Source organism: Streptomyces sp. NPDC057565 (assembly GCF_042801455.1).
Taxonomy (GTDB): Bacteria; Actinomycetota; Actinomycetes; order Streptomycetales; family Streptomycetaceae; genus Streptomyces; species Streptomyces yanii.
On sequence record NZ_JBHVFU010000030.1, the window covers coordinates 1 to 24,158 of the forward strand.

Genomic DNA, 24,158 nt, shown 5'->3' on the forward strand with positions numbered 1-24,158 from the left:
CCCCGATCTTCGACCTCGTCGACTACGGCATCGTCGGCGACCTCTTCCAGGTCGTCCCCCAGCTCACCGAAGAGGTCAACTCCCGCAAGGGCTGATGCCCGTGCAGCAGCGTGTCGCGCGGCGGATCCGCACGACACGCTGCTCACCGGCTCGGACCCGCCGCCCGTCGCTGGTCGTGCAGTGGCACAGACACGGGAAAGGCGGGGGAAGCAGGCACTGCCCGTCTCCCCCGCCTTCGGTATCCGTGATCAGCCTGCGGCCGCCTCTTCGATGAAGTCCGTGACCGGGCCGGGCTGGGAGGCCAACGAGGCGTGGCCCGCTACCAGTTCAATGGTCTTGCGCGGATTCATGCGCTGGGCCATACGACGTTCGTTGTCGGGGTGGATCATGCGGTCCGCGGTGGAGACCTGGTACCAGCTCGGCTTCGCCCGCCAGGCCGCCGAGGTGACATTGTCGCCGAACGTCGATGCCAGCGGAGCCTTCTGCGTCACGGCCATGACCAGCGCCTCGTCGGCCGGCAGGTCCTGCGCAAAACTCTCGTGGAACTTGTCCTGCTCGATCCACAGGTAACCGTCGGAGTCCGGGACGAGGTTCTCCACGGCGGCCGGCGGCATCTCCTCGCTGATCCCACCGGGGCTCTCCCCGGCGTCCGGGGCGAACGCGGCGATGTAGACGAGACCCTTCACGTTGGGCAGGTCTCCGGCCTCGGTGATGACGGCCCCTCCGTAGGAGTGCCCGACCAGGAGCACAGGCCCGTCGATCTGCTGGACCATCTTGCGCGTGCGTGCGGCGTCGTCGACCAGCGAGGTCAGCGGAATCTCCACGGCGTGCAGGGAGCCGAAGCCACGTCTGTGCAGCTCGGTGATGACCTTGCCCCAGTGGGCGGCGCCTCCCCAGAAGCCGTGGACCAGAACTACGGCGGGTTTGTCATCCATGGCGTGTGCACCATTTCCCTCTCGCCGGGGGTCTGCTTGCATCGGCAACGCTAAGCGGACCGCCCAAGGGCCGCCACCGCACACAGATTCACTCGATCCTTTCCACGAGGCGGCCCCTGACCACGGCTTTCCGGCACGGGTCAGCTATCGGCCGGCGGCCTCCTCGCGTTCCAGCGCACGGATCAGGGCCTCGAACCCCGCGTCGACGCCTGCGGTGTCCCCGCTGGTCACCCGCTCCACCAGGAAGCCCCGGAGGGTCGCGAGGATCATCTCCGCGACCTCGTGCCTGCGTCGGTCGGACCAGTCCTCGGGACAGATGGACAGCAGGGCAGGCAGGTACTGCTGCGAGACCTCCCGGCCGGGCTCGGCATAGCGGACCGGGTCGTACATCGCCAGACCGATGAGCTGGTCGAGCACCCGCCGCAGCCCCGCGTCCTCTTCGCCGAGGTGCTGCCACATGGCACGCACCCGGTCCGCCAGCGTCCCGCCGCCCAACCCTTGTGCGGCAGTGGCGAACGCGTTGCCGATGTGCCGCTCGCGCAGCCCCGGGACCGCCTGTCGGAGCAGGTCGTCGGCTCCGTCGAAGTAATAGAGCAACACCTTGTGTGTGGTGCCGGCCGCCCGCGCGGCACGCCGGAGCGAGAAGTCCACGAGCCCGTTGACCATGAGGTCGTCGGTGACCCGTTCGAGCAGTTCGCGGCGCCGGGCCTCGCCGCGCGGCGACCCCGCCGATCGCCGGTAGCCGGCGCGTTCTGGTGAGCCGTCGCCGGCTGAGGTATTCACCCCTACAGCTTCCACGTTCGGACGCGCTGAACCGACTGCACCGTTCCTAGCCAGTGTGCGTGAGTGAGTCCTGGGCCCACTGCTGCGTACCGGGCGCATCCCGAGCGGTGTTGGATGCGCTGGGTTCCCGCGTTCGCGTCCCGTTCGGTGACGGCCCTCCGGGGGGCCGGTCCGTTGCGGGTGGGCGGGTTCCCTCACGCCCCCGGTCACCTGGCCCGGCCTGGGCGGTCCGATGCCCCGCACGATCACTCCGGTCGTGCGGGGGCGGTGCCGTCCGACGCCGGATCGGGTGTCCGAGGGCGCGTCGTCCGATCGCGATGCCCGCGGCATCGTGACGGGACATCTTTCGGTGCACGGTGACCAGCGGTTTCTGCCAGTGCTGGGCACCCCACCGGGAGGTGTAGGCGGGGTCGACCGCGACGATCGCAAGGCCGTGTTCGGCGGCCATCGACACCAGCCGGGCCCTCAGTTTCCCGGTCGGCATGCCGGAGATGAGCTGCCGGAACCGTTTGCGGCGGCCGTGCTTCTCCCGGGTCTTCTCGGCGGTGAAGTCGAGGTCTTCGATGCCGATCGCGGCGACACCGGCCTGCACCGCCCAGTGGATCAGGCGGGTCAGCGCGTGGCGGAGCTGCGCGTCGCGGTGACCGGCGGTCCCGGACAGGTCGTAGGGGAAGCGGTGCGGGTCTCCGATGGGGTTGCCGTGCCGGTCCAGCCGGTAGGCGGCGAAGTGGTCGGCGTTGGTGTCGACACCGATCATGCCCCGGGCGCGGGCGGCCTCCAGCGGGATGGTCTTCACGACGGGGCGCTGCCAGGACGCGGTGAGGTACCAGCGGCCACGCCCCGTATCGAGGTGGATGCGGTAGGCGACGGCCCGGTTCGCGGCGATGCGGTCGGCCCACTCCGCACCCCGGTGCGCAAACGCGATCCGGGAGGCGAGGACGTACCGGCCGTGCCCGGCGTTGGCCAGGTGCGCGAGCGGGGCAGGCAGTCTGATGGACACTTCGCCGTCCGGGGTGACGCGGATCGTCTCGTTCCCGAACCCCTTCCCCGACTCACCGTCCGCCGCAAGAAACCAGCGCCCCGCCTCCCAGCGTTCCCGCCACTGGCCCTCGGTGAGCCCGGCCTCGGCGAGGTGGTGGCGGGTGTTGAGCAGACGTCTGCCGCCCCGCACCACCCGCACCCGCCCGGCCTGCCACTCGGCAACAGCAGCGGCATGCCGTGCCTCCAGGGCCGCGAGACGTCGGGACTTGCGGAACCACTCGCCCTTGGAGCGGTAGCCGCCCGCGGCCCGCTTCGTTCCGGGTGCACCGATCGGGAGGGACAGGCGGTGCCGCAGCACTCTGATCCCGGTTTCCAGTGTCTGGATGTGTGCTGCCTGGCAACGGCGCGCGAGCGCCCATTGATCGTGGGTGGCCTTGGTGATCGCCCCGGCGATCCGCGACGACGACTCCTTCGTCAGGTCCCGCTTGCGCGCTGCCCAGGTGTCCGCGCTGTGCTCCAGACCGTCCGCGCAGCGGGCCTTGAGATCACGGGAAGCGAGCGCACCCTGATGCTCACCGACCGCGCGCAGGACTTCCTCGTCGTGGGGCGTGAGGTGCCCCAGACGGTCCCGGACCGCCACCCCGCAAGGCCCCGGCACCACGAAGGGCCCGGCCAACTCCCGCACACCACCCACCACATCACCCCCGCCCTCAAAGGCCAGCCACCCGCTGTCCAGCCCAACGAGCAGCAGCCGCCAAGGTCACCCATTCGACCCCAGAACCCCCGTTCCCGCCCCCACAAACCCGCTGACGGGACCCACTCCCGCACACCACCACTCACTTCAGCTCAGCAAACCGGCAGCAGCTCACAACCCCCGCGCGTCCGCGTGCGCGCCGCGGCACAACTCCGTGTCAGGAGTTGTGGAGTATTCAGAGGTTGGCGTCCAGGAACTCCCTGAACTGCGTCCGGTTCATGGGTCCGGTGCGAGTCGCCGTCACTTCCCCCTGCTTGATCAGGAGAAACGAGGGCGCGCCGGTGACCCCGTAGCGTCGGGTCGGTTCCGGGCACCGGACCATGTCGGTCCTGACGACGGTCAGCCGCTCCCCGTACGCGTCGGCCATCTCGCGCACGAGGGAGTCCATCTCCCTGCACACCTCAGCCACCTTCGCCCAGGTCCCGCAGAAGTACGCAAGCACCGGTGCGTCGGCCCTGGCCAGAACAAAGTCGAACTCAGCGTTCTCCAGCGGCTGGTGGACCCGACTCGCCATCGGCGCTCCTGAGGTGGTGATCAACACGGCAGTACCCATCATGACCTGCCCCTGCCACCGCAGCACGCGCGGGCCGGGCGGTACGCGATCGAGAATTCCCGCGTCGACGCCGGAACTGATCGTCGTCGGCGGAGGGAACCGGAGCCACCTCAGGGACGGCGCAGTGTCCGAGGCAGGACGAACCACAGGCCGGCGAACATGGCGACCGTAGCCGCAGTGATCACCACAGCCGCCGTGAGTCCGAGCACGACGTCCATGAGAAGCAAGGTGGCGCCGCTGAGCGCGAGTGCGAGAAAGACGAGACCGACTTCGGTGAGCCGGGCCGACAGGGCCACGATGCGCACCTTTTCGCCTTGGTGGAACAGCACCCGATGCAGCGCGACCGGGGTCGCGAGAATCGCGGACGACACCACGGCGAGCAGCAGCGTCACCACATAGGTGTAGCGCTCCATGGTGTCGAGCGTGGGAAACCTGCTGGTGAAGGCCAGGCCGAGGAGAAACGCGAAGACGATCTGCACACCGGTCTGGATGACCCGCAGTTCCTGCAGGAGTTCGATCAGATTTCGGTCGGCCTGTTCTTCGGAGGTCTCCTGACGGCCCTGCTGCCCGCTGTCGTCCCGCTCTGCTTCCACACACGGCATCCTCCCTCCCGCCTCCGGGATCCAGGGGCGCAACGCACCAAACCACCGCATCGGCGCACGGCATGTGGGCGAGGCCGTTGCAAGGACGCCACGGCCCACGACGGCGGGCCGTGCACAGGAAGTGAACAGGCTGAGCTCGCCCGGCACAGGGGCCCGATCCCGTGGCGGACCGGCTTGAAGCAGGCACAGTGCTCCATCATTCGGCGGAGGGTCCTCCGGCAGGTGGCCGGATTCGTCGCCGACGGGGGTCACAGCAGGTCTTCGATGGTGATGGGCAGCTTGCGGATGCGGCGTCCGGTGGCGTGGTGAATGGCGTTGGCGATCGCTGCGGCCGCGCCGACCTGTCCGACCTCCCCGACGCCCTTGACACCGAGCGGGTTGACGATCTTGTCTTCCACCTCGACGAGCTCGATCTCCACCTCGGGGGCGTCGGCGTTGACCGGGACGAGGTAGTCGCCCAGGTTGGAGGCGACCCAGCGGCCGCGGTTCGGGTCCATGTAGTTCGCTTCGAGGAGGGCTTGGCCCAGTCCCCAGAGCATCCCGCCCATGAGCTGGCTGCGGGCTGTTTTGGGATTGAGTACCCGGCCGGGGGCGAAGGCGCCGACCATCCGCCGGACCCGGGCGAGCGCGAGGTCGGGGTCGACGGCCACCTCGGCGAACTGGGCGCCGAAGGTCATCATCCCGTAGTTGTGGGTCTGGGGTCCGGGAGACCAGGCGCCGGCGGCTTCGACGTCGGGAAGGAAGTTGCGGTGGAGCAGGTCTCCGTAGCTCTCCCCGGTCTCCGGCCGGTCGCGCAGCATCATGCGGCCGTCCTGCACAGTGACGGTGCCGGGATCGGCTCCGTGCAACGGTGATTGTGAATCGGCGACGGCCTGGGCCACCAGCTGGTTGCGCAGGTTGGTGGCCGCGGTGTGGACCGCGGCGCTGATCATGCCGGATCCCGAGGAGCCGACCGCGGCCGCGATGGTGGGCAGAGCGGTGTCACCGCCCTCGAAACGGCAGCGTTCCATCGGGATTCCGAGGGCGTCGGCGGCGACTTGGGTCATCACCGTGGCGACCCCGGTGCCGAAGTCGGGGGTGGCGGCCTGAACCACGGCCGTGCCGTCGGAGTAGAGCCGGGCGCGCGCACGTTGCGGGTTGTTCGGCCCGTAGACGGGATATCCGGCGGTGGCCATGCCGTAGCCGATGAGCAGGTGGCCGTCTCGATGCGAGCGGGGTTCGGGGTTGCGCCGCTCCCAGCCGAAGCGCTCGGCTCCGCGCCGGTAGCACTCCTTGAGACCACTGCTCGACCAGGGGTTGCCGGTGCCTGGGTCCGTGTCGGTGTGGTTGCGCAGGCGCAGTTCGATCGGGTCGATGCCCAGTTGGTGGGCGAGGTCGTCCATCGTGCTTTCCAGCGCGAACATGCCCGTGGCTTCGCCTGGGGCCCGCATGAAGGTGGGCGTCATGGTGTTGGCGCGGATCAGCCGGTAGACACCTTCGTAGTTCGGGCAGGCGTAGATCTGGGAGGCGACCCCGAGGGAGGGTTCGGCCCAGTTATCGAAAGGCGAAGTGAGCGAGAGCTTGTGGTGCCGCAGCGCGGTGATGCGTCCCTCGCTGCTCGCCCCCAAGGTGATGTGCTGCTCCTGTTGCTCCCGGTGCCCGACCGAGGTGAACATCTGCTCACGGGTCAGGTTGAGCTTGACCGGGCGTCCGACGTGGCGGGCGGCGAGCGCGGCCAGGGCGGGGTGCGCCCAGATCATGGCCTTGCAACCGAAGCTGCCGCCGACGTAGTGGGAGATGACGCGGACATTCGACGGGGTCACGCCGAGCAGTGCGGCGACGGTGAGCTGGGTGGCGGCCACGCCCTGCGTGGCGTCGTAGAGGGTGAGCCGGTCGCCGTCCCAGGCCGCGGTGGTGGCCGAGGGCTCGATGGGGTTGTGGTTGTTCGCGGCGTAGGTGTAGGTGGCGTCGATGCGTACGTCGGCCTGGGTCAGCCCTGCCTCGACGTCGCCACGCTGGTTCCGCCCCGGGATGAAGCCTGCGAAGATCGCCTCGGGCTCGTAGGCCTCGTCACGTGCCTGGTCCAGTGTCGTGACCGACGACGTCTCCCGGTAGCCGACGCGGATCAACGCGCCTGCGTGCTGTGCGCGTTCCATGGTGTCGGCGACCACGAGGGCCACGGGCTGGCCTGTGTAGTGCACGACCTCGTCCTGCAGGGGGAAGAAGGTCTGCCCAGGGGCAGGCATGCCCGCGAGCGAGGGAAGCAGCGGCGGCTGCGTGGCGATCGCGGGCAGATTCTCATGGGTGAGGATCGCGAGTACTCCCCTGGCTTCCAGTGCCTCGGTGGTGTCGATGCCCGTGATCCGCCCACTGGGCACCTGCGCGCCGACCACGACGGCGTAAGCCATGTTGTCGAGGAGAAAGTCCGCTGAGTAGGACGCACCGCCGGTGACCTTGTGGCGGCCGTCGACCCGGTTGGCAGGCTGTCCGATCGCAAGGGGCGTGCTCATGACGGACTCTCCGTGCCGGTGGTGAGGGTCTCCAGCACGCGGACCATGGTCCGCCGGGCCAGCTCGACCTTGAACGCATTGAGCGGAGTGGTGCGGGAGGAGGCGAGTTCCTCGCGGGCGGCCCGCTGGAATGTCTCGCGTCGGGCCGGCGCTCCGCGCAGCAACTCCTCCGCACGGCGGGCCCGCCAGGGCTTGGTGGCCACTCCTCCGAGGGCCAGCCGCACGTCGCCGATGATCCCGTCCGCCAGAGTCACCGCGGCGGCGACGGAGGTCAGGGCGAACTCGTACGATTCGCGATCACGGACCTTCAGGTACGTGGAGCTACGGGCCGCGGGCAGACCCGGCACCTCAATGCCCACGACCAGCTCACCGTGTTCGAGCGGGTGCTCCATGTGCGGGGTCTCGCCGGGCAGGAGGAAGAAGTCGTCGATCGGGTAGACCCGACGACCGTGGGGCCCTTCCGTGTGGACGCGGGCGTCCAACGCCATCAGCGGCACGGCGACGTCCGACGGATGGGTGGCGATGCAGTGATCGCTGACACCGAGAACGGCATGACCGCGGTTGAAGCCGTCCAGGGCGCCGCAACCACTCCCGGGATCACGCTTGTTGCACGGCGACATCCCGTCGCGGAAGTAGCCGCAGCGCACCCGCTGCATCATGTTGCCCCCCATGCTGGCCATGTGACGCAGCTGTGGGGACGCGCCCATGACCAGTGCTTGGGCGACCATGGGGAACCGCTCGCGCACCGCGGCAGCCTCCGCCACGTCGCTCATGCGCGCCAGGGCGCCGATATACAGGCCGCCGTCGGGCCGCTCTTCGATCTGGGTGAGGGGCAGGTCGTTGATGTCCACCAGCCGGCGCGGCAGCAGGACGTTCTGGCGCAGCAGGTCGACTTCGGTCGTCCCCCCGGCCAGGAAGTCGCTGGTGGGGTCTGCGGCAACAGTGGCGACGGCGTCGGCGACGGCACTGGCGCGGGAGTAGCTGATGGGCCGCACGGCAGATCTCCCTAGGCCTGGTCACGGACCGCGCGAACGGCGGCCCGAATGTGCGGGTAGGCAGCGCAGCGGCAGATGTTGCCGCTCATCCACTCCCGGATTTCAGCATCGTCGGAGGCATGTCCCTCCTTGAGCAGCGCCACCGCGGACATGATCTGGCCGGGCGTGCAGTAGCCGCACTGGAAGGCGTCCTGCTCGATGAACGCGCTCTGCATGGCGTCCAGTTCATCCCCTTGGGCCAAGCCCTCGATGGTCGCCACCTCGTGTCCCTCGCAGGCGATCGCAAGGGTCAGACAGGCCAGCACCCGACGCCCGTCGACCCACACGGTGCACGCGCCGCAGGTTCCCTGGTCGCACCCCTTCTTCGCACCCGTCAGATGCAGGCGTTCACGCAGCGCGTCCAGGAGACTGACCCGCGGCTCGACTTCCATCGCGTGCTCGGCACCGTTGACCGACAGCGTGACCTTCACCGGGCCGGGCCCGCGTTCCGGCAGGACGGCGGCCTCGGCAACCCGGGAGGGGATATGGGATGCAGACACTGACGGACCTCCTCAGCCTATGGATTCATCCTGTTTCATTGCAAAGCGGACCGCCACTCGGGCGTCCAGTCGGCCTGACGATGCCGGGTCGACAATGCCTCGATGCTTCAACTCACAAGAGGCACAAAGGAGTTCAAGGATTCCGACGGAGTTGAACCATCGCCCGGCAGCATCAGGGCCGTGTTCCTCGCCTCTCAGCGCTCGCGGTCGAGGTCGGTCATCCGGTTCGACGGACAGCCGTCGCCTGCCCGCGGCACCAGCCGGTGTGAAGCGCTCGATCTGTGCCGGCAGTCCCGTGTCCATGAGCACGGACTCTGCTGCAGCCCCCGCGTCCGTGAGCCGCCCGGGGCGCCAGGCACCGAAGGTCCGTACGAGGTCGTCGCCACGGGAGAGCACCCACGCGGTGGCGACCTGCGCGACCGGTGCTTCGATGTCCTCGGCGACCGGACGCAGGACCTCGCCGGGTACGAGGTCCCTGTCGAGATCCTCCCGGGCACGGAATCCGGGCGTCGTCCGGTTCCATCGGCCGGTCCCCGGCCCCTTCAGGGGGTTTCGTCGTGGTCGGGGTCCGGTTCGGGCCGGAGAACCGTCCCTCGCCGCTCACCGGGACCCGTCACGCCGGGCTTTGGCGCGTCGTCCCGGGCATGGTCGCCGGAGATCACGCCTGGCACGGTCACAGCGGGCCCGGTGCCCCGGATCTCGGTCCAGCTCGGGGAGTGCAGGCCGGATGACAGCTGGGTGTGGGTGACCTCGGCGGGCCAGCGGGTCCCGGAGTCGAGGATCAAGCTGACGGCGCCCCGCAGCAGCAGTCCTTCACCGCCGGGCGCGGTCAGCCGGGCCGTCCAGGGCCGGTCAGGGTCTGCCGCGCTGTGCTCTTGGGCGACGGTGACCTCGGCCCACACCCGGACCAGGGTCCCGTCGCTGCGCTCCACCGTTGCCAGCCCCTCGTAGGGGTTCATACCCCCAGTCTGCGCCGACTCCGGGCCGTTGCGCAGCGAGGGGAACCCGTCGGCAGCACCCACCGGCCATGGCGGCTCGCAGGGCAGCTTCCCCTCAGGGCCCGTCCGGGGAAATCCGGCGCTGTCCCGGGTGGCGTGCGGGGCGTAGTGGGCGTATGCGTGGAGTGCATGCGGTGGCCGGTACGGGATGGTGCGTGGGGCGCGCGAATCGCCACCCGAGCTGCCGCGCACAGGACGGACAGGAGGAAAGGTGCGGTGTGATGCCGGCAGGATCCAGTCGTAAGCGGGAGCGGCAGTACGAGCACATCAAGGAGAGTGCCGAGAGGCGTGGTGTCTCCGAGGAACGTGCGAAGGAAATCGCCGCGCGCACCGTCAACAAGGAGCGGGCCCGCTCGGGAGAGGCGAAAACGGCGAGCAGGGCATCCCTGCGCGATCCGAAATCCGCCTCACAGCGTGGCGGTGAACGGTCCCATCGCGGAGCGCAGGGCCCCACCAAGGACCAGCTCTACGAAGAGGCGAAGAAGAAGAACGTCGAGGGCCGCTCGACGATGAACAAACAGGAGCTGCGCGAAGCACTCGGCCGCTGACAGCCCCTCGTGCGGGGGCGAGGAGACGAATCCTGATGACGCCTGCACGTCACGTCACTCCGGTGTGCGGTACACCGTGCTGGGTCAACCTCGTGACCCGCGACCTGCGCGCCACGCAGGACTTCTACACGACCGTTCTGGGATGGGAGTTTCGCCCGGGCAGCCTGGGAACGGGTTTCTCGGTCGCCTGCGTTCAGGGGCGACCGGTGGCCGGGCTGGCTGAGGTGGCGCCCGGCCTGCCGGTGGCCGGGGCGTGGACCCCGTACTTCGCCGTGGCGGACGCAGACATCACCGCAGCCCGGGCCCGTGAGCGCGGCGGCACCATCGCCGTCGGCCCGGTGCGCTTCGGCCTGGGCCGGGGCGTGATGGCAGCAGACCGCGACGGGGCCGTCTTCGGCTTCTGGGAAGGCCGCACCCTGCCCTGGTCGGCCGGCCGCGGCAACGCACCGGCCTTTCTCGAGCTGCGCACCCGTGACGCGTTCGACGCCGCCATCTTCTACGCCGAGATCTTCGACTGGGCCTCCGGCGAACCCGGCAGCTGCGAGGTCACCTACGCCTACGAGCAGGACACCGTCACCGTCCGCCAGGGCAAGGACACTGTGGCCACCCTGCGCGGAGGCGGCGTCGGGGAATCTCCTGACCCCCGCGTGCGGCCGCGCTGGCACGTGCACTTCCAGGTCGACGACGTGGAATCGGCCATCGTCGCAGCACGCGCGGCAGGAGGAACCGCAACCCCCGTGGCCCCCTCGCCCGGCGGCGGGACCGAATCCGTCATCAGCGACCCCGGCGGCGCCCTCTTCACCGTGTGGACCAGATCGGTACTCGCCGGGCCGATGACCACAGCCGACCAAGAACCGGTGTGACCGATACCGGGGACCGGCGATGGCGCCGCCGCACAGCCGGGATGGAGATCGCCGCAACCGGTGATGTGGTCCCGCGGCCGCCGTCCTCACACGATCGGCCGTCCCGGTGTCCGGGACCACCGAGGTGAGCAGTCGTCTCGCTCCGGCCGGCCTGGCGCGACGATCACCTCGCCAGAGGTCCCGTCGGAAAGGTACAGCCCGTCAGCGTGCCACCGCGCAGACTCCACCGGACCGTTTCCGGTGAGCAAGGATGATCGCCGAGACGGTCCCATCACGGGCCACGATCTCCCCTGCTGAGGGTCGTCCCGTCATCCCTGGCGGAACGGCGCTGTGCCCGGCCGGAGCGCACCTCCCCCGGCGACCTGTTCCACTTCTTGCCGGGGCACGACGACGCAGACGTCCAGTCGACCGCCGACGCGCAGACAAGGGCATCGTCGACCCGGCCTTCTCCTCGGGCGACGTACTCGCCATCGTGTCTTCCACGCCTTGAGCAGGGCGGACGCGACGCAATGAGCGAAACGCTCCGCCCCGCAAAAAACTACGCCTCCGGTGACCGTGCACGGTGAAGCGGCCCCACCTCGTCCTTCGCGGCAGGCGAACGCTCCCACTTCCCGGCTGTCTTCACCTCACAGTGGTGACCATGCTGAACCGAGTAGCCGTTCTTTCCGACATTCATGGAGTCCTGCCCGCGCTCGAGGCCGTGCTGGCCGAGCCGGAGGTGAGCGCCGCTGATCAGATCGTGCTCACCGGCGACATCACCGCAGGTCCGCAACCGACCCAGGTCCTGGACCTGTTGACCAGCCTCGGCAACCGGGTCATCTGGATCAGTGGCAACGCCGATCGCGAACTTCTGGAGTACCGCCGCGGGCAGCGCGACTCGATCCCCGATCCGATCGCCCCCTGGGCTGCCGAACAGCTGCGCGAGGACCACCTCGACCTCCTCGGCCGGCTGCCGCGATCACTCTCCCTGTCCGTGCACGGCCTGGGCAGGGTGCTGTTCTGCCACGCCACCCCCCGGGACGACGAAGAGGTCGTCCTGGTCGACTCGCGCCTCGATCGCTGGAAGGAAGTGTTCAGTGGGCTCGACACCGACATCCGCACCGTCGTCTGCGGCCATACCCACATGCCATTCGTCCGCCTGGCCCACGGCCGGCTGGTGATCAACCCCGGCAGCGTGGGCATGCCCTACGGACGGAGCGGAGCCCACTGGGCCATCCTGGGCCCTGGCATCGACCTGCGCGTCACCGACTTCGACATCGAGGCCGCCGTCACCCAGGTCAGCCAGGACTCCTCGTACCCCGAAATCGCGGAGTGGGCCGACTATTTCCTGCACGCGCGCGCAACCGACGCAGACGCTCTCGAAGCCTTCGGCCCGCGGGACGGACGCGAGCACGCAGGGTGACCGTCTCCTCTGTCTCCGACAGCAGGCGGCACAGCACCGACCACACCATCAACGATGACCTGCCCGTCTGTATCCCCTTCAGCGCACCGCCCTGATCCACTGCTCGGCGCCGGCCCGCCGGCAGAGGGAAACTCCCCCATCCGGCTCAACGTGGCGCCCCGATCTGTGGCGTTCTATGGTCGAAACTGACTGCCGGAGCGGAGCGTGAGCAGCGTCCGTGACGGTGGGTGCGATCGGTGAAGCGTCCCAGGAGCTGGACCCGCACATACATGGTCGTGAGCCGGACGGGGACCGTCGCCGGTGTGACGGCTCGGGAAAGTCAGCTGGGAGGAACCACGATGAGCACGTTCACCACTGCTGACGGGACAGAGATCTTCTACAAGGACTGGGGCAGTGGGCAGCCGGTCGTGTTCAGCCACGGCTGGCCTCTCAACGCCGACGCATGGGATGGCCAGCTCCGCCTGGTCGCGGAGAACGGCTACCGGGCCATCGCCCACGACCGGCGCGGGCACGGCCGCTCGGGCCAGCCGTGGAACGGCAACCACATGGACACCTACGCCGACAACCTGGCGCAGCTGATCGACACCCTCGACCTGCGCGACGCCGTCCTGGTCGGCCACTCCACCGGCGGCGGGGAGGTGGCCCGCTACATCGGCCGCCACGGCACCGGCCGCGTCGCCAGGGCTGTGCTGCTGGGTGCGGTGCCTCCACTGATGCTCAAGACCGAGACCAACCCGGAGGGCCTGCCGATCGAGGCGTTCGACGCCATTCGCGAGGGTGTCACCGGCGACCGCTCCCAGTTCTACTGGGAGCTCGCGGATCCCTTCTACGGCTTCAACAGGCCGGGGGCCACCGGCTCGGACGGGGCGCGCCGGGCCTTTTGGATGTGGAGCATGCAGGTCGGCCTCAAGGGCGCGTACGACTGCATCGAGCAATTCTCGGAGCAGGACTTCACCGAGGACCTCAAGCGCTTCGACGTTCCGACGCTGATCGTGCACGGTGACGACGACCAGATCGTGCCCTTCGTCGCCTCTGCGCCCAAGTCCGCCGAACTCGTCAAGGACTCGACCCTCATAGTCCACTCCGGCGCCCCGCACGGCCTTGTCGGCGAGCACGAGAAGGCCTTCAACGCGGAACTGCTGGACTTCCTCAAGGGCTGACCGCCACCCACCTCCGGCCGGGCGACGCGTCCGTGCCTCATGGACGATTGTTCCGCCACCGTCCAGAACCGCCGCGAGGGGAGCCTTGGCATGAACGACCCCGGATACGCCGGCGAGACGACCGCACTGCTTGTGGTTGACCCGTACAACGACTTCTTGTCCGAGGGCGGGAAGCTGTGGCCGCGAACAAAGGGAGTTGCCGAGCAGGTCGGCCTCCTCGACACATGCGTCAGGTCCTGGCAGCCGCCCGTGCCTCGGCTACGTCGGCAGGCGGGCTCTCGGTCATCCCGTCGCTGTCCTCCGCTCTTCGCTGTCCTCCGCTCTTCATCCGCGGCGCCGCACACCCGGGCAGCCGACCTCCGGGGAGGCGCCATACGGTTCGATGGCGGTCCTCGCACCACCGACGCTGCCGGACAGACACAGTTGGCCGCCCATCACCCGCAGGTCGACGATGAACTGCACGGTCTCGCCGGAGCGTTGCGGGCCGTGGATCCGCTCGTCGATGTAGCCGAGACCACGCAGGGCCTCCCGGACGCGCGACGGCATCGGGTCGGGCATGCGGTCGAGGACCTTGGTGATGCGGCGGGCGTGGAGGGGTGCCTCGCACTTCTCGACGGAGCCCAGCCGGCAGGCCGGGCGGCGTGTCGCCCCGCACCGTGAACGTCTGTGATCAGCACACCAGGGCGTGTGTCGGAAGTCCCGCCTGTCCCGCGACGCCTGGCACGCACGCTCGCTGCGTTGTCGGGCTCGCCCGAGTACGTCCAGTACGAGGACGACCCTCCGCCTTGCGATCGCACGCACCGGACGCCGCCGGGCCCGCCCTTCGGGCGGACGGCGGGACTTCCGACACACGCCCTAGCGCGAATCCCGCTCCGCTGCCTCGGCGATGCGCTTGATGTCCGCCAGCCGCCGATCCCAGTCGGCCGCGAGCGCGGCCATCCACCGCGCCGTGGCGTCCAGCGCCGCGGGCTGCACCGCGTACCGCATCTCGCGTCCGACCCGGCGCCCGGAAACCAGCCCGGCGGCGTCCAGCACGGCGAGGTGCTTGACCACCGCCTGCCGCGAGACGGGCACTCGTTCGGCGAGCTTCGTCGCGGTGGCCTCGCCCTGTGCGGCAAGCAGATCAAGCAGCTGACGTCGCGTCGGGTCAGCCAGCGCGACGAGAACGCTGTCGACCGACTCGCCGCCGCCGCGACGTTCGTCCGTCACGCGGACTGTTCGGCGCGCGTCTTGAGCGCTTCGAACACCTGGGGCCAGCCGCCGGTGTTGTCCTTCACCGCCTTGCTGCGCAGTTCCTCGGAGCCGGCCAGCGCCGCGAACCCGCTCTCGACGACACGGAGCCGCGTCTTGTCGCCCTCCGGGGTCAACGTGAACTCCACGAGGGTGCTGTTGTCCTCGTGCAGCTCTTCGCCGGGGAACGCGCTGGCCCAGCGGTACGCCACGTACGTCGGCGGCTCGACCTTCTCCACGCGCACCGGGAAGTCGCCGTACTCGGCATTCTTCGCCACCACCGACTCGCCTTCTTTGGCCGCGATGCCAGGCAGGTTCGCCTTGTCGGCCACCCAGAACCCGGGGTCGGCCACGAGCGACCAGACCCGCTCCACGGGTGCCTCGATCAGGGTTTCGCGTTCGATCCGGTCCTCGCTCATGAGGGACTCCTTCACTGTCACCATTGGATGCAACTCCAGAGTTGCACGTCGACCCCCCACGCGCAACCCGAGAGTTGCACCTCGACCGCGCGCCGCTTCACCCGCCCGCACGTCTTCGCATGGTCACCGCGCGAGGCGGCCCGGCCTCCGCGCATACCGCCCGTTGCACCGCGGACACTCTGCGACGGGCACGCCGTGGCGGCACCGGCCGACACGGCCCGGCGACGCCACGGCGGCACCAGGGCGCCTCCGAGCCACCCGCCCCCAGGTCACGCAACGTCACTGATCCATTACCGGCCTGGGCTCAGCGGCTGTCGTGACCCGGTGCGGCTCGACATCGCCGCGTCGAGCGCATCGCGGCACACTGAGAACAGCAGATGGGGATCAGCGCCTCACCTGCGGGATCACCGAGAGTCGGGACGATCACCCGTCGCGAGGATGAGTGATTGCCCCGATGGCGACGGAGGTGCCTTGGCCGTGAGAGGCGACGCACTCATGATCATCGATGGTTCCGGCGTGATCATGGAGTGGAGCCACGAGGCCGAGTCCCTGCTGGACCTGCCTGCCTCCCAGGTACTGGGCTCTCCGGCAACGGGACTCTTCACAGTCACCAAGGGCAGCACCGGCGAGGAAGAGGTACGGCTGAGCAGCCGGGATGGCCACACGGCAACGTGTGAGTTGCGAGTGCGGCCAACCCTGAGAGACGGCGCTGTGGCCTGGGAGATCGGGCGACAGCCGACGGAACTCGCGGGCGGCACCAGTGCAAGCAGCATCAGCGCCGGTGGGATCGAGGCCCTCTTCAACCAGTCACCCATCGGCTTGCACATCCTCGACCCCGAGCTCCGGGTCGTGCGCATCAATACGGCCACACTGGCCATGCAAGGAGTAACGGCCGAAAGCGTACTGGGCCGGCCACTCGCGGAGGCGTACCCCTTTGTGGACCCTGCGGCCGAGGAAGCCGTGACCCGCCGAGTACTGGAGCAAGGGCTGCCGGCGCTCGACCGCCTGGTGCGCGTTCGTTTTGATGCTGATCACGGCGGGGGACGAGTGTTCTCCGTATCCGTCTTCCGACTTCGGAACGACCAAGGTACGGTCCTCGGGCTTGCGATCTTCACCGTCGATGTCACCGCCCGGGAGCGGGTGCACGCACACGCCTCTGTCCTCGCCGATGTTCGCGAATACGTCGGGCGAACCCTCGGTGTGGTTGACACCTGCCAGGAGGCAGCGGATGTCCTGGTACCCAGGTACGCCGACATTGTCGTGGTCGAGGTGGTGGACGAAGTCGTACGGGGTGAGGACCCCCCCCTCGGTCCGCTCAGCCGGGATGTGCCCCTACGGCGTGCCGCCTTCCGCAGCCGTGCCGCGGAGCCCGTACATCCGCTCGGCGATGTACGGACCGTTCCGTACGGGACCCCCTTCGGACGGGCTCTGTCCGACCTGCGCCCCCGGCTCCTGGAACTGACTGCCGAGAGTGCGTGGTCGGCTGCGGACCCGGCACGGGCCGAGGCCATCCGCGCGGCGGGAGCACATTCGCTCATCACGGCACCGTTGACGCTCCGCGGCACGGTGCTGGGGCTGATGAGCCTGTACCGCTGCGGGCAGACCGAACCCTACGGCGAGGACGACGTCGACCTCGCCCTCGAACTGGCCGCCCACACCGCGCTGTGCGTCGACAATGCCCGCCGCTTCACCCGCGAGCGGACCATCGCCGCCACAACCCAGCGCCGACTCCTGCCCCAGAGCCCCTCTCCGCAAACAGCCCTCGACACAGCGTGGCTCCACCTCCCGGCAGACCGGGGCGCGAGCTGGTTCGACACCATCGCCCTTCCCGGCGCCCGCACGGCTCTGGTCACCGGCCATACGTCCGGGGACGGAATCTCCGCCGCCACCACCATGGGTCAACTGCGCACCGCCATCCACGCGCTGGCCGCACTCGACCTGGAACCCGACGAACTCCTCGCCCGACTGCACGACACGACCGACCGTCTCGCCGAGGAACGCGCGGCTCTCCCATCCGCCGACCCGCTCCACAAAGAGACGCTCACGGCAGGCTGCGTCTACGGGGTCTACGACCCCCTCACCCGCGTCTGCACCATCGCCCGTGCGGGTCAGCCCGCCCCGATCGTCGTCCATCCCGACGGCACGACCCGCGTCTGCGATGTCCCGGCAGGCCCCCCGCTGGGATGCACCCAGAACATGCCCAGGGCTTCCGCGAGCCTCGAACTCGCCGAGGGCAGCACCCTCGCCTTCTACACGTCAGCCCTGCTCTCGGAGGCGGAGACGGAGACGGATCCCGGCCTGCTCCGGAGCGTCCTGGGCCGATCCGACCGCTCCTTGCAGTCCCTGTGCGACGACGTCGCCTACGCACTGGGGAACGAGCGCCCACGAGGCGACGCCGCCCTTCTCCTGGCACGGACCTCCGACATCGCCTCCGGTCACGTGGCCACCTGGCAGCTCACCCCCGACGCGACAGCCGCCGGCGAAGCCCGGGCACTTGTCCGGCGCCAGCTCGACCAATGGAACCTGGACGAGGAAACGGCCTTCACCGCGGAGCTGATCGTCAGTGAACTGGCCACCAATGCCGTGCGCTACGGATCCCCTCCCCTGCAACTACGCCTGATCCTGGAGCGCACACTCACCTGCGAGATGACGGACGGCGGCGATTCCGCACCCCATCTGCGGCACGCCCGGGTCGTGGACGAAAGCGGTCGAGGGCTGTTCATCGTCTCCCAACTCGCCCACCACTGGGGCACCCGCTACACCCAGAACGGCAAGACCATCTGGACCGAACAGAACCGCTCGCCCGACTGAAGGCTGATGAACCGAGGAAACAGGTCCACCGTCGTCTGATCCGGACATGGCGTGGCTGCAGGACGAAGCTCCGCGTCCCGGTCGGAACGAGCCGCGGCTGCCAACGGGATGACGCACTGCCCGCAGAAGCGGACGTCCGCCCGTCGACCATCGGCGAAACCTGCCGGGGTGCATGTGTCACCGCGTCGAGTGCGATCTGGACAGGGCGCGCACGACTTCACCGGGGAGGGCGGAGGGCGTGCGGTTTTACGCCCACTCGGGGTTGCGGCCACTGGCCGCGAGGGCGCGGTCGAAGGCGGGACCGCCGGCCGACGCTTCGAGGGCCGGCCCGTACGAACCATTGGCGCGGGCCTGTTCGGCCAGCTGCTCGACGACAGCCAAGGTGACCTCAGCGGTCTCCTCGCTGACGGTGAAGGTGCGGCCGATCGCTCGGCTCAGGTCCCAGCCGTGCAGAGCGAGTTCCTGCAGAGTGATCGCGGCAGCGAACTGAGCGGGCATCTCGCCGGGGCCGAAAGCGGTCATGCCTTCGTACGCGGCGGGTTCGGCCCAGGCCGCGGCTGCCTTGAGGGCGAGGTCGGCGACGGCTGCGGGCTCGGCGGTCGTGGTCTCCGGGGTCTGCGGTTGCTTGCGGGCGGCGCGCTCGGAGCCGGCCAGCACTCCGGCAAGGTGGCCGAGAAGCTCGGCAACGGTGAACTTCTCGCAGGGGGTGCGTGTTTCGAGCTGGTCGGGGTGTACGGCGCGGGCCGCACCGGCAAAGGCGGTGGCGAGTTCGTTGAGTGGGGCATCCATGGCGGGCTCCTGGTCCTTGGTCTCGTGCGGGCAGGTCAGACGGTGAAGAAGGGAGTGGGCTTGCCGGTCTCGGTGGAGTCCTTGAGTCGGGTCGTCAGCTGCCCCCAGGTGTCACTGATCATCGGCAGCTCGGATTCGTCCTTCGTGAAGCCGGAGTGCGAGAAGGCCACGCGGGTACCGACGCCGTCGGGGCCCGTGGTCAGTGCGCAGGTGATGGTGGTGTCGGCCCGGTGCGGCGGGAAAGCGCCGATGTTCACCCGGACGACGCCGTCCTCGTCGGCCTTCTCGCGGCGGAGCTGGAAGGGCTCGGAAACTCCGGGGAAGTTGAAGAACAGGACCTCGTCCTTGCGGTTCACACATCGTTGGTCCACCAGCCGGTGAGGCCGTCGTCGGTGTTGAGCGCCTGCAGCACGCGGCCGCGATCGGCGGCGATGTCGAGCGGCTCGCCGTACGCGCGGAGCGGGGCGACCCCGGCGCCGACAGCTGGATGCAGTAGCCCGCGGGCTCAAGGGCGGTGAAGGGCGTATCCGGCCAGCGGCTCGCGGTTTCCGGGCCGCGCGGTGTCCGAGCGGCTGACCGCAGTCACTGCGGGCAGGCGAGAGACACCCGTCCCCGAGGGGTTCGCCGCCCGACTACTGGACCTCATGGATCTGGCCGGCGGCATCGCTCGCAGCGTGGGACGGCTTCCGGCGAGGACCTGGACGGGTGGCAGGCGGACCCTGGGCGGTGCCGTCCCGTCGTGCCGGCGGATCGGTGTGTCGCCACGATGGGCCACGGTTCAGCCCGCGCCGTCGGGACCGTCCGACGGACGGCACGCCACCAGTCCCCGCCGCTGCAACTCAACAAAGTCACGGGCGGCTTCGGCCGCCCCTGACGATTCGTGGCGCGGCGCGCTGCAGTCGAACACCGAGGCGACCTGCTGCAGGCAGGAATCTGGCGTCGGATCAAGCGTGGTCAACCAGTTGTGCATGGCCTTTCTGGCGTGCGCAGTGGGCGCAGCAGAAGAACTGGCCGTTTGACTGGAGGCCATGCCCCAGGATCCGACATTGACAGTTCTCGCAGGACGGAGCGAGCCGTTGGGCGGCGCACTCAAAGCTGTCGAAGATGTGGACAACCCCCGCCGCACGAACCTCGAATGCCTTCTCGTAGTCATTGCTACAGACTTCACATACCGCCATGGCCGATTGCTCCTCGCGCTGTGTCGGGCATCTCTCCTGGACGTTACGAGGCTGTGCCCGGCCTCACCCCAACGCAAGGCGACCGGCGGCATGGGCCTGCGCGATCACCCGCCTGGACGCGGTTCACGTACGACGGCACAGCACCGTCTCCTGCCGGCCATGACACTGCACCTGCGCGAGCAGGACATGAGCCTGCGCAACAGGGACCACCGTCCACTGCATCACCCCGCACGGGGACCGGGGCGCGCACGGCACCGTCACTGGTGATCTCGGCGACGGCGAGAGCATGTCCGGCATGATCTTCCCAGTTCAGGGCCTACTCCGTTGTTCTTTCGGCGTTCTGACCGCCCGCTCGGAGACGCACGTCACACTCTCCTTCCTGTCACGCTCCGCCCAGCTGTCTTGTCAATGCTGCGTAAACGTCAACACGGCACAGGAGAACGAATGAAGGACATCCTTGTCATCGGTGGAGGATTCGCCGGCGTGTGGAGCGCGGCAGGAGCCGTGCGAGCCACACGTGAGGCAGGTGAGGAGGTGCGGGTGACTCTGGTCAGCGGTGGTGACGATCTGGTCGTGCGTCCCCGTCTCTACGAAGAGGACCCGGAGAGCAAGCGGGTGCCTCTGGACCGTGTTCTCGGACCCATCGGCGTGCGCCGGGTCACGGCGACTGTGACCGGTATCGACACCGGGGCCCGTACTGTGCGGGCCGTCGGGCGAGCAGGCGAGAAGCTGACCCTGTCGTACGACAAGCTCGTGCTGGCCGCCGGCAGTCGGCTGGTGCGCCCCGACTTCCCGGGCGCACAGCACATCTTCGACATCGACACCCTGGCCGCGGCAGCCGCGTTCGACCATCACCTGCGGCGGCTTCCGCAGCGGGCGCCGTCCCCGGGCCGATACACGGCCGTCGTGGTGGGCGCCGGCTTCACCGGCCTGGAGATAGCCACCGGCCTGGGCGAACGGCTGCGGGCGATCGCCCACGCGCACGGCGCGGGCGAGGAGGTGCGGGTCGTCCTGGTCGACCGCGCCGACGTCATCGGACCGGAGCTGGGCCCCGGACCCCGCCCGCACATCGACGGTGCGGTCGACGAACTGAAGATAGAGCGACGCCTGGGACGCACCGTGGCAGCGGCCACCCCCGAGCATGTCACTCTCTCGGACGGAGAGGTGATCCCCACAGCCACCGTCGTGTGGACGGCCGGAATGGTCGCCAGTTCTCTGACAGCACAGATCCCGGGAGAACGCGACCGGTTGGGACGGCTGAGCGTGGACGCCTATCTGCGAGTGACGGGAGTCCCTGACGTCTACGCCGCCGGCGACACCGCCGTCGCCCTCGCGGAGGAAGGGCACTACACGACGCAGAGCTGCCAGCACGCCCAGCCGATGGGGAAATTCGCCGGACACAACGTGGCCGCCGACCTCCTGGGAACCGATCCGCTGCCCTTCACCCCCGATCCCTACAGCACCTGCCTGGATCTCGGTCCGGCCGGCGCCGTCGTCACACAGGGCTGGGACCGCACGGTCCTGATGACCGGCAAGGACGCCAAGGCCCTCAAGCGGAACATCAATACGCTGTGGATCTACCCGCCGGTCGACGACTCCGAGCAGATCCTCGCCCAGGCAGGCCGCTTCTCCAACCTCTGACAGCGCAGGCGGCCGCGCATCCCGCCCGCCGATCCTGCGAGACCACTGCCGATGGCGCGCATGAACGGCACCGCGGACAGGCGTCGCACTCGCATGGCCGGTGCGGCGCCTGTCTCGTCATCGCGGCGCGGCCCGGCATCCAGCGCGCCGACTACGCCTCAGGGGCCAGGCCGGTCAACTGCTTCGACGACGTCGAGCACCGTGATCGACACGAGTGACCGAGTCAGGACGTGGCCGCCCACCTTTCGCTGAAATGAATGCACGAGCCCGGCGCGCGAGACGGCCGGGGGCTGCTCGACGAGAAGGGCGGGCGAGAAGCCGTGCGGTTGCGCCGGCCGCGCGGGCTGGGTGAAGTTGGCGCCACCAAGGCATATATCGGACATCGTCATCGACGAAAGGACCATGCAATGAAGTTCGCAGTCATCGGCGGAACCGGGCTGATCGGGTCGCTGGTCGTGGAGAACCTGAACACGGCCGGCCACCAGGCCGTCCCGCATTCCCTGTCCACAGGCGTCGACATCATCACCGGCCAGGGCCTGGATGATGCCGTGGCGGGAGCCGACACCGTCATCAATCTGACGAATTCCCCGACCTTCGACGACGCCTCGCCTGCCTTCTTCCGGACGTCGATGGACAACCTCCTCGCCGCGAGTGAGAAGGGCCGCGTCGGGCACTTCGTGATCCTCTCCATCGTCGGCGTGGATCAGGTGCCCGACCTGGACTACTACCGGGCGAAGGTGCTCCAGGAAGACATCCTCAAGGCCGGCCCTCTCCCGTACTCCATCGTCCGCGCCACGCAGTTCATGGAGTTCATCGACGCGGTCATGTCCGAGACCAGCGAAGGCGAGACCGTCCGCCTGCCGCGTACGCCACTCCAGCCGATCGCCGCCGCGGATGTCGCCCGCGTCGTCGCCGAGGTCGCCGCCGGCACCCCGCTCAACGGCGTACTTCACATCGCAGGCCCCGACGTCTATCCCCTCGACGAACTCGGCAGGCTCACCCTCACCGCCAAGGGCGACGGGCGCTCCGTCGTCACCGACGACACCGCCGGCATGTTCGCCGCGGTCCACGGCGATGTCCTCACCGCCCGGAACGACGCCCGCATCGCCCCCACCCACTACGCCGACTGGCTCTCCTGAACCAGCCGCGCCCCCAGCGCTCGGCCGTGTCGACCTCCCGTCCGACGACGCCACCACGTCCAGCCCGACGCCGACGTGTACCCGGGCACCGCGGGCTTCCAGGACATCGACGTGAAGTCCGCGGTGCTCGCGGCGCGCGCGACGATCGGGGCCGCACTCGAGCGCCGCGAGGCCCGCGGCTGCCACAACCGGTCCGACCACCCGGAGCTCGCCCCATCGCCGCAGGTCGACCTGGTGCGGTCCGGTCCGGGGCCGGTGGAACGCGAGGCCATCCCGCCGATACCCGACGGCATCGCGGCGTTCATGCGTAAGGTCTCGACCGCCGGCAAACTCGTCGAGTAGCAAGGGTTTCGAACAATGCCGTCGAAGAAAGATCCAGCGGAAGACGCCGAGAACCTTCAGGAAGCAGAGGCGGTGTTCCGCGGTGCCCGCGGTCGCATGTTCGGGATTGCCTACCGAATGCTGGGCAGCGTCAGCGACGCAGAGGACATCCTCCAGGAGGTCTGGATCCGCTGGCAGACCTACGACCGGTCCACGGTGCAGAACGCGCAGGCGTTTCTCGCGACGACCACGACAAGGATCGCGATCAACGTCCTGCAATCCGCGAGGGTCCGCCGTGAGACCTATGTCGGCCCTTGGCTGCCGGATCCGGTCGACACCAGCAGTGACCCGGCACTGGGCGCGGAGCGCGGGGAGGCTCTGGAGATCGCGGTGCTGATGCTGCTGGAGAAACTCACTCCCACGCAACGGGCGGCGTACGTGCTTCGGGAGGCATTCGACTACCCGTATGAGCAGATCGCGGAGATCATCGGTCAGACGCATGAGAACGTGCGCCAGCTGGTGAGCCGGGCGCGAAAGCATCTGGCCGCGGAGAAACGTGCAAGTGTCGCGGCCCCCGAGCACCAGCGGTTCCTGACCGCGTTCGTGGCGGCCGCACAGACAGGGAATGTGACCGCATTGGAGGAGCTGTTCGCGAAGGACGTCGTCTCGTATTCGGACGGCGGGGGCGCCGTTCGGGCGTCGAAGTTCCCCGTCGTGGGCCCTCACCGAGTGGCGAAATATATCCACGCGTTCGCCGAGACCTTCTGGTCCGGTGTCTCGGTGGAGCCGGTCGAGACCAACGGCCGGGCTGCGGTGCGTCTGTACCGTGACGGGAGCGTGTTCGCCGTTGTCACGGTGAGCGTCACCGCAGACGGTATCGACCGAGTGCTGTGGATGATGAACCCGTCGAAACTCGCTGCCATGGCCGCCTGAGCATTCAATACCGCACCGCGTACAAGGCCGGGCGATGCCCTGCCGGATGGCCGGCGTCGTATGAGATCCGACCGCCGGGTGATTCAACACGACGG

General features: G+C 69.1%; 26 protein-coding genes. 9 read left to right on the forward strand and 17 right to left on the reverse strand.

Annotation, left to right across the window (positions count from 1 at the left end):
- Positions 1–248: 248 nt before the first annotated feature.
- From ACFU8W_RS33775 to ACFU8W_RS33815, 9 genes are all read right to left on the reverse strand, one after another.
- A complete protein-coding gene (locus ACFU8W_RS33775) occupies positions 249–935 on the reverse strand; it encodes an alpha/beta hydrolase (protein ID WP_384045429.1) in 687 nt (228 codons plus the stop codon).
- A 144-nt stretch (positions 936–1,079) separates the two neighbouring features.
- Positions 1,080–1,718, reverse strand: coding sequence for a TetR/AcrR family transcriptional regulator (locus ACFU8W_RS33780; RefSeq protein ID WP_384045432.1), 639 nt, complete (start codon positions 1,716–1,718; stop codon positions 1,080–1,082).
- 46 nt (positions 1,719–1,764) lie between these two features.
- Positions 1,765–3,393 (reverse strand): IS200/IS605 family accessory protein TnpB-related protein, encoded by a 1,629-nt coding sequence (locus ACFU8W_RS33785; protein ID WP_384045435.1) that lies wholly within the window; start codon positions 3,391–3,393, stop codon positions 1,765–1,767.
- 235 nt (positions 3,394–3,628) lie between these two features.
- Entirely contained in the window at positions 3,629–3,967 is a 339-nt protein-coding gene (locus tag ACFU8W_RS33790; protein ID WP_384045438.1) for a thioredoxin family protein, read from the reverse strand.
- A 149-nt stretch (positions 3,968–4,116) separates the two neighbouring features.
- On the reverse strand, positions 4,117–4,599 hold the full coding sequence (locus ACFU8W_RS33795; RefSeq protein WP_384045441.1) for a DUF6328 family protein: 483 nt from the start codon (positions 4,597–4,599) through the stop codon (positions 4,117–4,119).
- A 257-nt stretch (positions 4,600–4,856) separates the two neighbouring features.
- Entirely contained in the window at positions 4,857–7,097 is a 2,241-nt protein-coding gene (locus ACFU8W_RS33800) for a xanthine dehydrogenase family protein molybdopterin-binding subunit (RefSeq protein WP_384045444.1), read from the reverse strand.
- Entirely contained in the window at positions 7,094–8,092 is a 999-nt protein-coding gene (locus tag ACFU8W_RS33805) for an FAD binding domain-containing protein (RefSeq protein WP_384045447.1), read from the reverse strand. Before ACFU8W_RS33805 ends, ACFU8W_RS33800 begins: the two co-directional genes overlap by 4 nt.
- Positions 8,093–8,103: 11 nt before the next feature.
- The gene (locus ACFU8W_RS33810) at positions 8,104–8,631 is read right to left on the reverse strand and encodes a (2Fe-2S)-binding protein (RefSeq protein ID WP_384045450.1); all 528 of its coding nucleotides are present in this window, start codon (positions 8,629–8,631) and stop codon (positions 8,104–8,106) included.
- Positions 8,632–9,173: 542 nt separating this feature from the next.
- A complete protein-coding gene (locus ACFU8W_RS33815; RefSeq protein ID WP_384045453.1) occupies positions 9,174–9,590 on the reverse strand; it encodes a hypothetical protein in 417 nt (138 codons plus the stop codon).
- Positions 9,591–9,850: 260 nt separating this feature from the next.
- Here ACFU8W_RS33815 and ACFU8W_RS33820 point away from each other — a divergent pair, with 260 nt between their 5' ends.
- The 4 genes from ACFU8W_RS33820 (at position 9,851) to ACFU8W_RS33835 (ending at position 13,602) form a co-directional block, all read left to right on the forward strand.
- Complete coding sequence (locus ACFU8W_RS33820) at positions 9,851–10,177, forward strand: plasmid stabilization protein (protein WP_384045456.1); 327 nt, start codon at positions 9,851–9,853, stop codon at positions 10,175–10,177.
- A gap of 35 nt (positions 10,178–10,212) precedes the next feature.
- Positions 10,213–11,040, forward strand: a complete 828-nt coding sequence (locus ACFU8W_RS33825; protein ID WP_384045459.1) for a VOC family protein — start codon at positions 10,213–10,215, stop codon at positions 11,038–11,040.
- 640 nt (positions 11,041–11,680) lie between these two features.
- Positions 11,681–12,442: a metallophosphoesterase family protein gene (locus tag ACFU8W_RS33830; protein WP_384045463.1), complete on the forward strand. Its 762-nt coding sequence runs from the start codon at positions 11,681–11,683 to the stop codon at positions 12,440–12,442.
- A gap of 338 nt (positions 12,443–12,780) precedes the next feature.
- The gene (locus tag ACFU8W_RS33835) at positions 12,781–13,602 is read left to right on the forward strand and encodes an alpha/beta fold hydrolase (RefSeq protein ID WP_384045467.1); all 822 of its coding nucleotides are present in this window, start codon (positions 12,781–12,783) and stop codon (positions 13,600–13,602) included.
- Between the two features lie 324 nt (positions 13,603–13,926).
- Here ACFU8W_RS33835 and ACFU8W_RS33840 read toward each other — a convergent pair whose 3' ends face one another.
- From ACFU8W_RS33840 to ACFU8W_RS33850, 3 genes are all read right to left on the reverse strand, one after another.
- The gene (locus ACFU8W_RS33840; RefSeq protein ID WP_384045469.1) at positions 13,927–14,160 is read right to left on the reverse strand and encodes a hypothetical protein; all 234 of its coding nucleotides are present in this window, start codon (positions 14,158–14,160) and stop codon (positions 13,927–13,929) included.
- A gap of 297 nt (positions 14,161–14,457) precedes the next feature.
- Entirely contained in the window at positions 14,458–14,811 is a 354-nt protein-coding gene (locus tag ACFU8W_RS33845) for a metalloregulator ArsR/SmtB family transcription factor (RefSeq protein ID WP_345518846.1), read from the reverse strand.
- The gene (locus ACFU8W_RS33850) at positions 14,808–15,251 is read right to left on the reverse strand and encodes an SRPBCC domain-containing protein (RefSeq protein WP_384045472.1); all 444 of its coding nucleotides are present in this window, start codon (positions 15,249–15,251) and stop codon (positions 14,808–14,810) included. The genes ACFU8W_RS33845 and ACFU8W_RS33850 overlap by 4 nt, the downstream gene beginning before the upstream one ends.
- A gap of 477 nt (positions 15,252–15,728) precedes the next feature.
- On the opposite strand from ACFU8W_RS33850, the gene ACFU8W_RS33855 reads away from it, so the two are divergent.
- Complete coding sequence (locus tag ACFU8W_RS33855; protein WP_384045475.1) at positions 15,729–18,062, forward strand: SpoIIE family protein phosphatase; 2,334 nt, start codon at positions 15,729–15,731, stop codon at positions 18,060–18,062.
- Between the two features lie 246 nt (positions 18,063–18,308).
- Here the strand turns inward: ACFU8W_RS33855 and ACFU8W_RS33860 are convergent, their stop codons facing one another.
- From ACFU8W_RS33860 to ACFU8W_RS33875, 4 genes are all read right to left on the reverse strand, one after another.
- Positions 18,309–18,851, reverse strand: a complete 543-nt coding sequence (locus tag ACFU8W_RS33860) for a TIGR03086 family metal-binding protein (protein WP_384045478.1) — start codon at positions 18,849–18,851, stop codon at positions 18,309–18,311.
- A 35-nt stretch (positions 18,852–18,886) separates the two neighbouring features.
- Positions 18,887–19,207, reverse strand: a complete 321-nt coding sequence (locus tag ACFU8W_RS33865) for an SRPBCC domain-containing protein (protein WP_384045481.1) — start codon at positions 19,205–19,207, stop codon at positions 18,887–18,889.
- Between the two features lie 422 nt (positions 19,208–19,629).
- Positions 19,630–19,809 (reverse strand): hypothetical protein, encoded by a 180-nt coding sequence (locus tag ACFU8W_RS33870; RefSeq protein ID WP_384045653.1) that lies wholly within the window; start codon positions 19,807–19,809, stop codon positions 19,630–19,632.
- Entirely contained in the window at positions 19,796–20,029 is a 234-nt protein-coding gene (locus tag ACFU8W_RS33875) for a hypothetical protein (protein ID WP_384045484.1), read from the reverse strand. Before ACFU8W_RS33875 ends, ACFU8W_RS33870 begins: the two co-directional genes overlap by 14 nt.
- A gap of 444 nt (positions 20,030–20,473) precedes the next feature.
- Here ACFU8W_RS33875 and ACFU8W_RS33880 point away from each other — a divergent pair, with 444 nt between their 5' ends.
- Positions 20,474–21,670, forward strand: coding sequence for an NAD(P)/FAD-dependent oxidoreductase (locus ACFU8W_RS33880; protein ID WP_384045487.1), 1,197 nt, complete (start codon positions 20,474–20,476; stop codon positions 21,668–21,670).
- A 158-nt stretch (positions 21,671–21,828) separates the two neighbouring features.
- Here ACFU8W_RS33880 and ACFU8W_RS33885 read toward each other — a convergent pair whose 3' ends face one another.
- Complete coding sequence (locus ACFU8W_RS33885) at positions 21,829–22,074, reverse strand: Rrf2 family transcriptional regulator (protein ID WP_384045490.1); 246 nt, start codon at positions 22,072–22,074, stop codon at positions 21,829–21,831.
- 3 nt (positions 22,075–22,077) lie between these two features.
- On the opposite strand from ACFU8W_RS33885, the gene ACFU8W_RS33890 reads away from it, so the two are divergent.
- From ACFU8W_RS33890 to ACFU8W_RS33900, 3 genes are all read left to right on the forward strand, one after another.
- The gene (locus ACFU8W_RS33890) at positions 22,078–22,809 is read left to right on the forward strand and encodes an SDR family oxidoreductase (RefSeq protein WP_384045493.1); all 732 of its coding nucleotides are present in this window, start codon (positions 22,078–22,080) and stop codon (positions 22,807–22,809) included.
- Between the two features lie 75 nt (positions 22,810–22,884).
- Entirely contained in the window at positions 22,885–23,151 is a 267-nt protein-coding gene (locus ACFU8W_RS33895; RefSeq protein WP_384045496.1) for a hypothetical protein, read from the forward strand.
- A 15-nt stretch (positions 23,152–23,166) separates the two neighbouring features.
- Positions 23,167–24,063, forward strand: coding sequence for an RNA polymerase sigma-70 factor (locus ACFU8W_RS33900; RefSeq protein ID WP_384045499.1), 897 nt, complete (start codon positions 23,167–23,169; stop codon positions 24,061–24,063).
- The last annotated feature ends 95 nt before the right edge of the window (positions 24,064–24,158 follow it).

Excerpts from the sequence above, each read along its gene's own strand:
- ACFU8W_RS33840 (WP_384045469.1), bottom strand. The coding sequence starts at position 14,160 with ATGCCCGACCCGATGCCGTCGCGCGTCCGGGAGGCCCTGCGTGGTCTC.
- ACFU8W_RS33860 (WP_384045478.1), bottom strand. The coding sequence starts at position 18,851 with ATGGATGCCCCACTCAACGAACTCGCCACCGCCTTTGCCGGTGCGGCC.
- ACFU8W_RS33775 (WP_384045429.1), bottom strand. The coding sequence starts at position 935 with ATGGATGACAAACCCGCCGTAGTTCTGGTCCACGGCTTCTGGGGAGGC.
- ACFU8W_RS33825 (WP_384045459.1), top strand. The coding sequence starts at position 10,213 with ATGACGCCTGCACGTCACGTCACTCCGGTGTGCGGTACACCGTGCTGG.
- ACFU8W_RS33890 (WP_384045493.1), top strand. The coding sequence starts at position 22,078 with ATGAAGTTCGCAGTCATCGGCGGAACCGGGCTGATCGGGTCGCTGGTC.
- ACFU8W_RS33875 (WP_384045484.1), bottom strand. The coding sequence starts at position 20,029 with ATGGCGGTATGTGAAGTCTGTAGCAATGACTACGAGAAGGCATTCGAG.
- ACFU8W_RS33880 (WP_384045487.1), top strand. The coding sequence starts at position 20,474 with ATGAAGGACATCCTTGTCATCGGTGGAGGATTCGCCGGCGTGTGGAGC.
- ACFU8W_RS33885 (WP_384045490.1), bottom strand. The coding sequence starts at position 22,074 with ATGGTCCTTTCGTCGATGACGATGTCCGATATATGCCTTGGTGGCGCC.
- ACFU8W_RS33790 (WP_384045438.1), bottom strand. The coding sequence starts at position 3,967 with ATGGCGAGTCGGGTCCACCAGCCGCTGGAGAACGCTGAGTTCGACTTT.
- ACFU8W_RS33800 (WP_384045444.1), bottom strand. The coding sequence starts at position 7,097 with ATGAGCACGCCCCTTGCGATCGGACAGCCTGCCAACCGGGTCGACGGC.
- ACFU8W_RS33820 (WP_384045456.1), top strand. The coding sequence starts at position 9,851 with ATGCCGGCAGGATCCAGTCGTAAGCGGGAGCGGCAGTACGAGCACATC.
- ACFU8W_RS33900 (WP_384045499.1), top strand. The coding sequence starts at position 23,167 with ATGCCGTCGAAGAAAGATCCAGCGGAAGACGCCGAGAACCTTCAGGAA.
- ACFU8W_RS33830 (WP_384045463.1), top strand. The coding sequence starts at position 11,681 with ATGCTGAACCGAGTAGCCGTTCTTTCCGACATTCATGGAGTCCTGCCC.
- ACFU8W_RS33835 (WP_384045467.1), top strand. The coding sequence starts at position 12,781 with ATGAGCACGTTCACCACTGCTGACGGGACAGAGATCTTCTACAAGGAC.
- ACFU8W_RS33850 (WP_384045472.1), bottom strand. The coding sequence starts at position 15,251 with ATGAGCGAGGACCGGATCGAACGCGAAACCCTGATCGAGGCACCCGTG.
- ACFU8W_RS33815 (WP_384045453.1), bottom strand. The coding sequence starts at position 9,590 with ATGAACCCCTACGAGGGGCTGGCAACGGTGGAGCGCAGCGACGGGACC.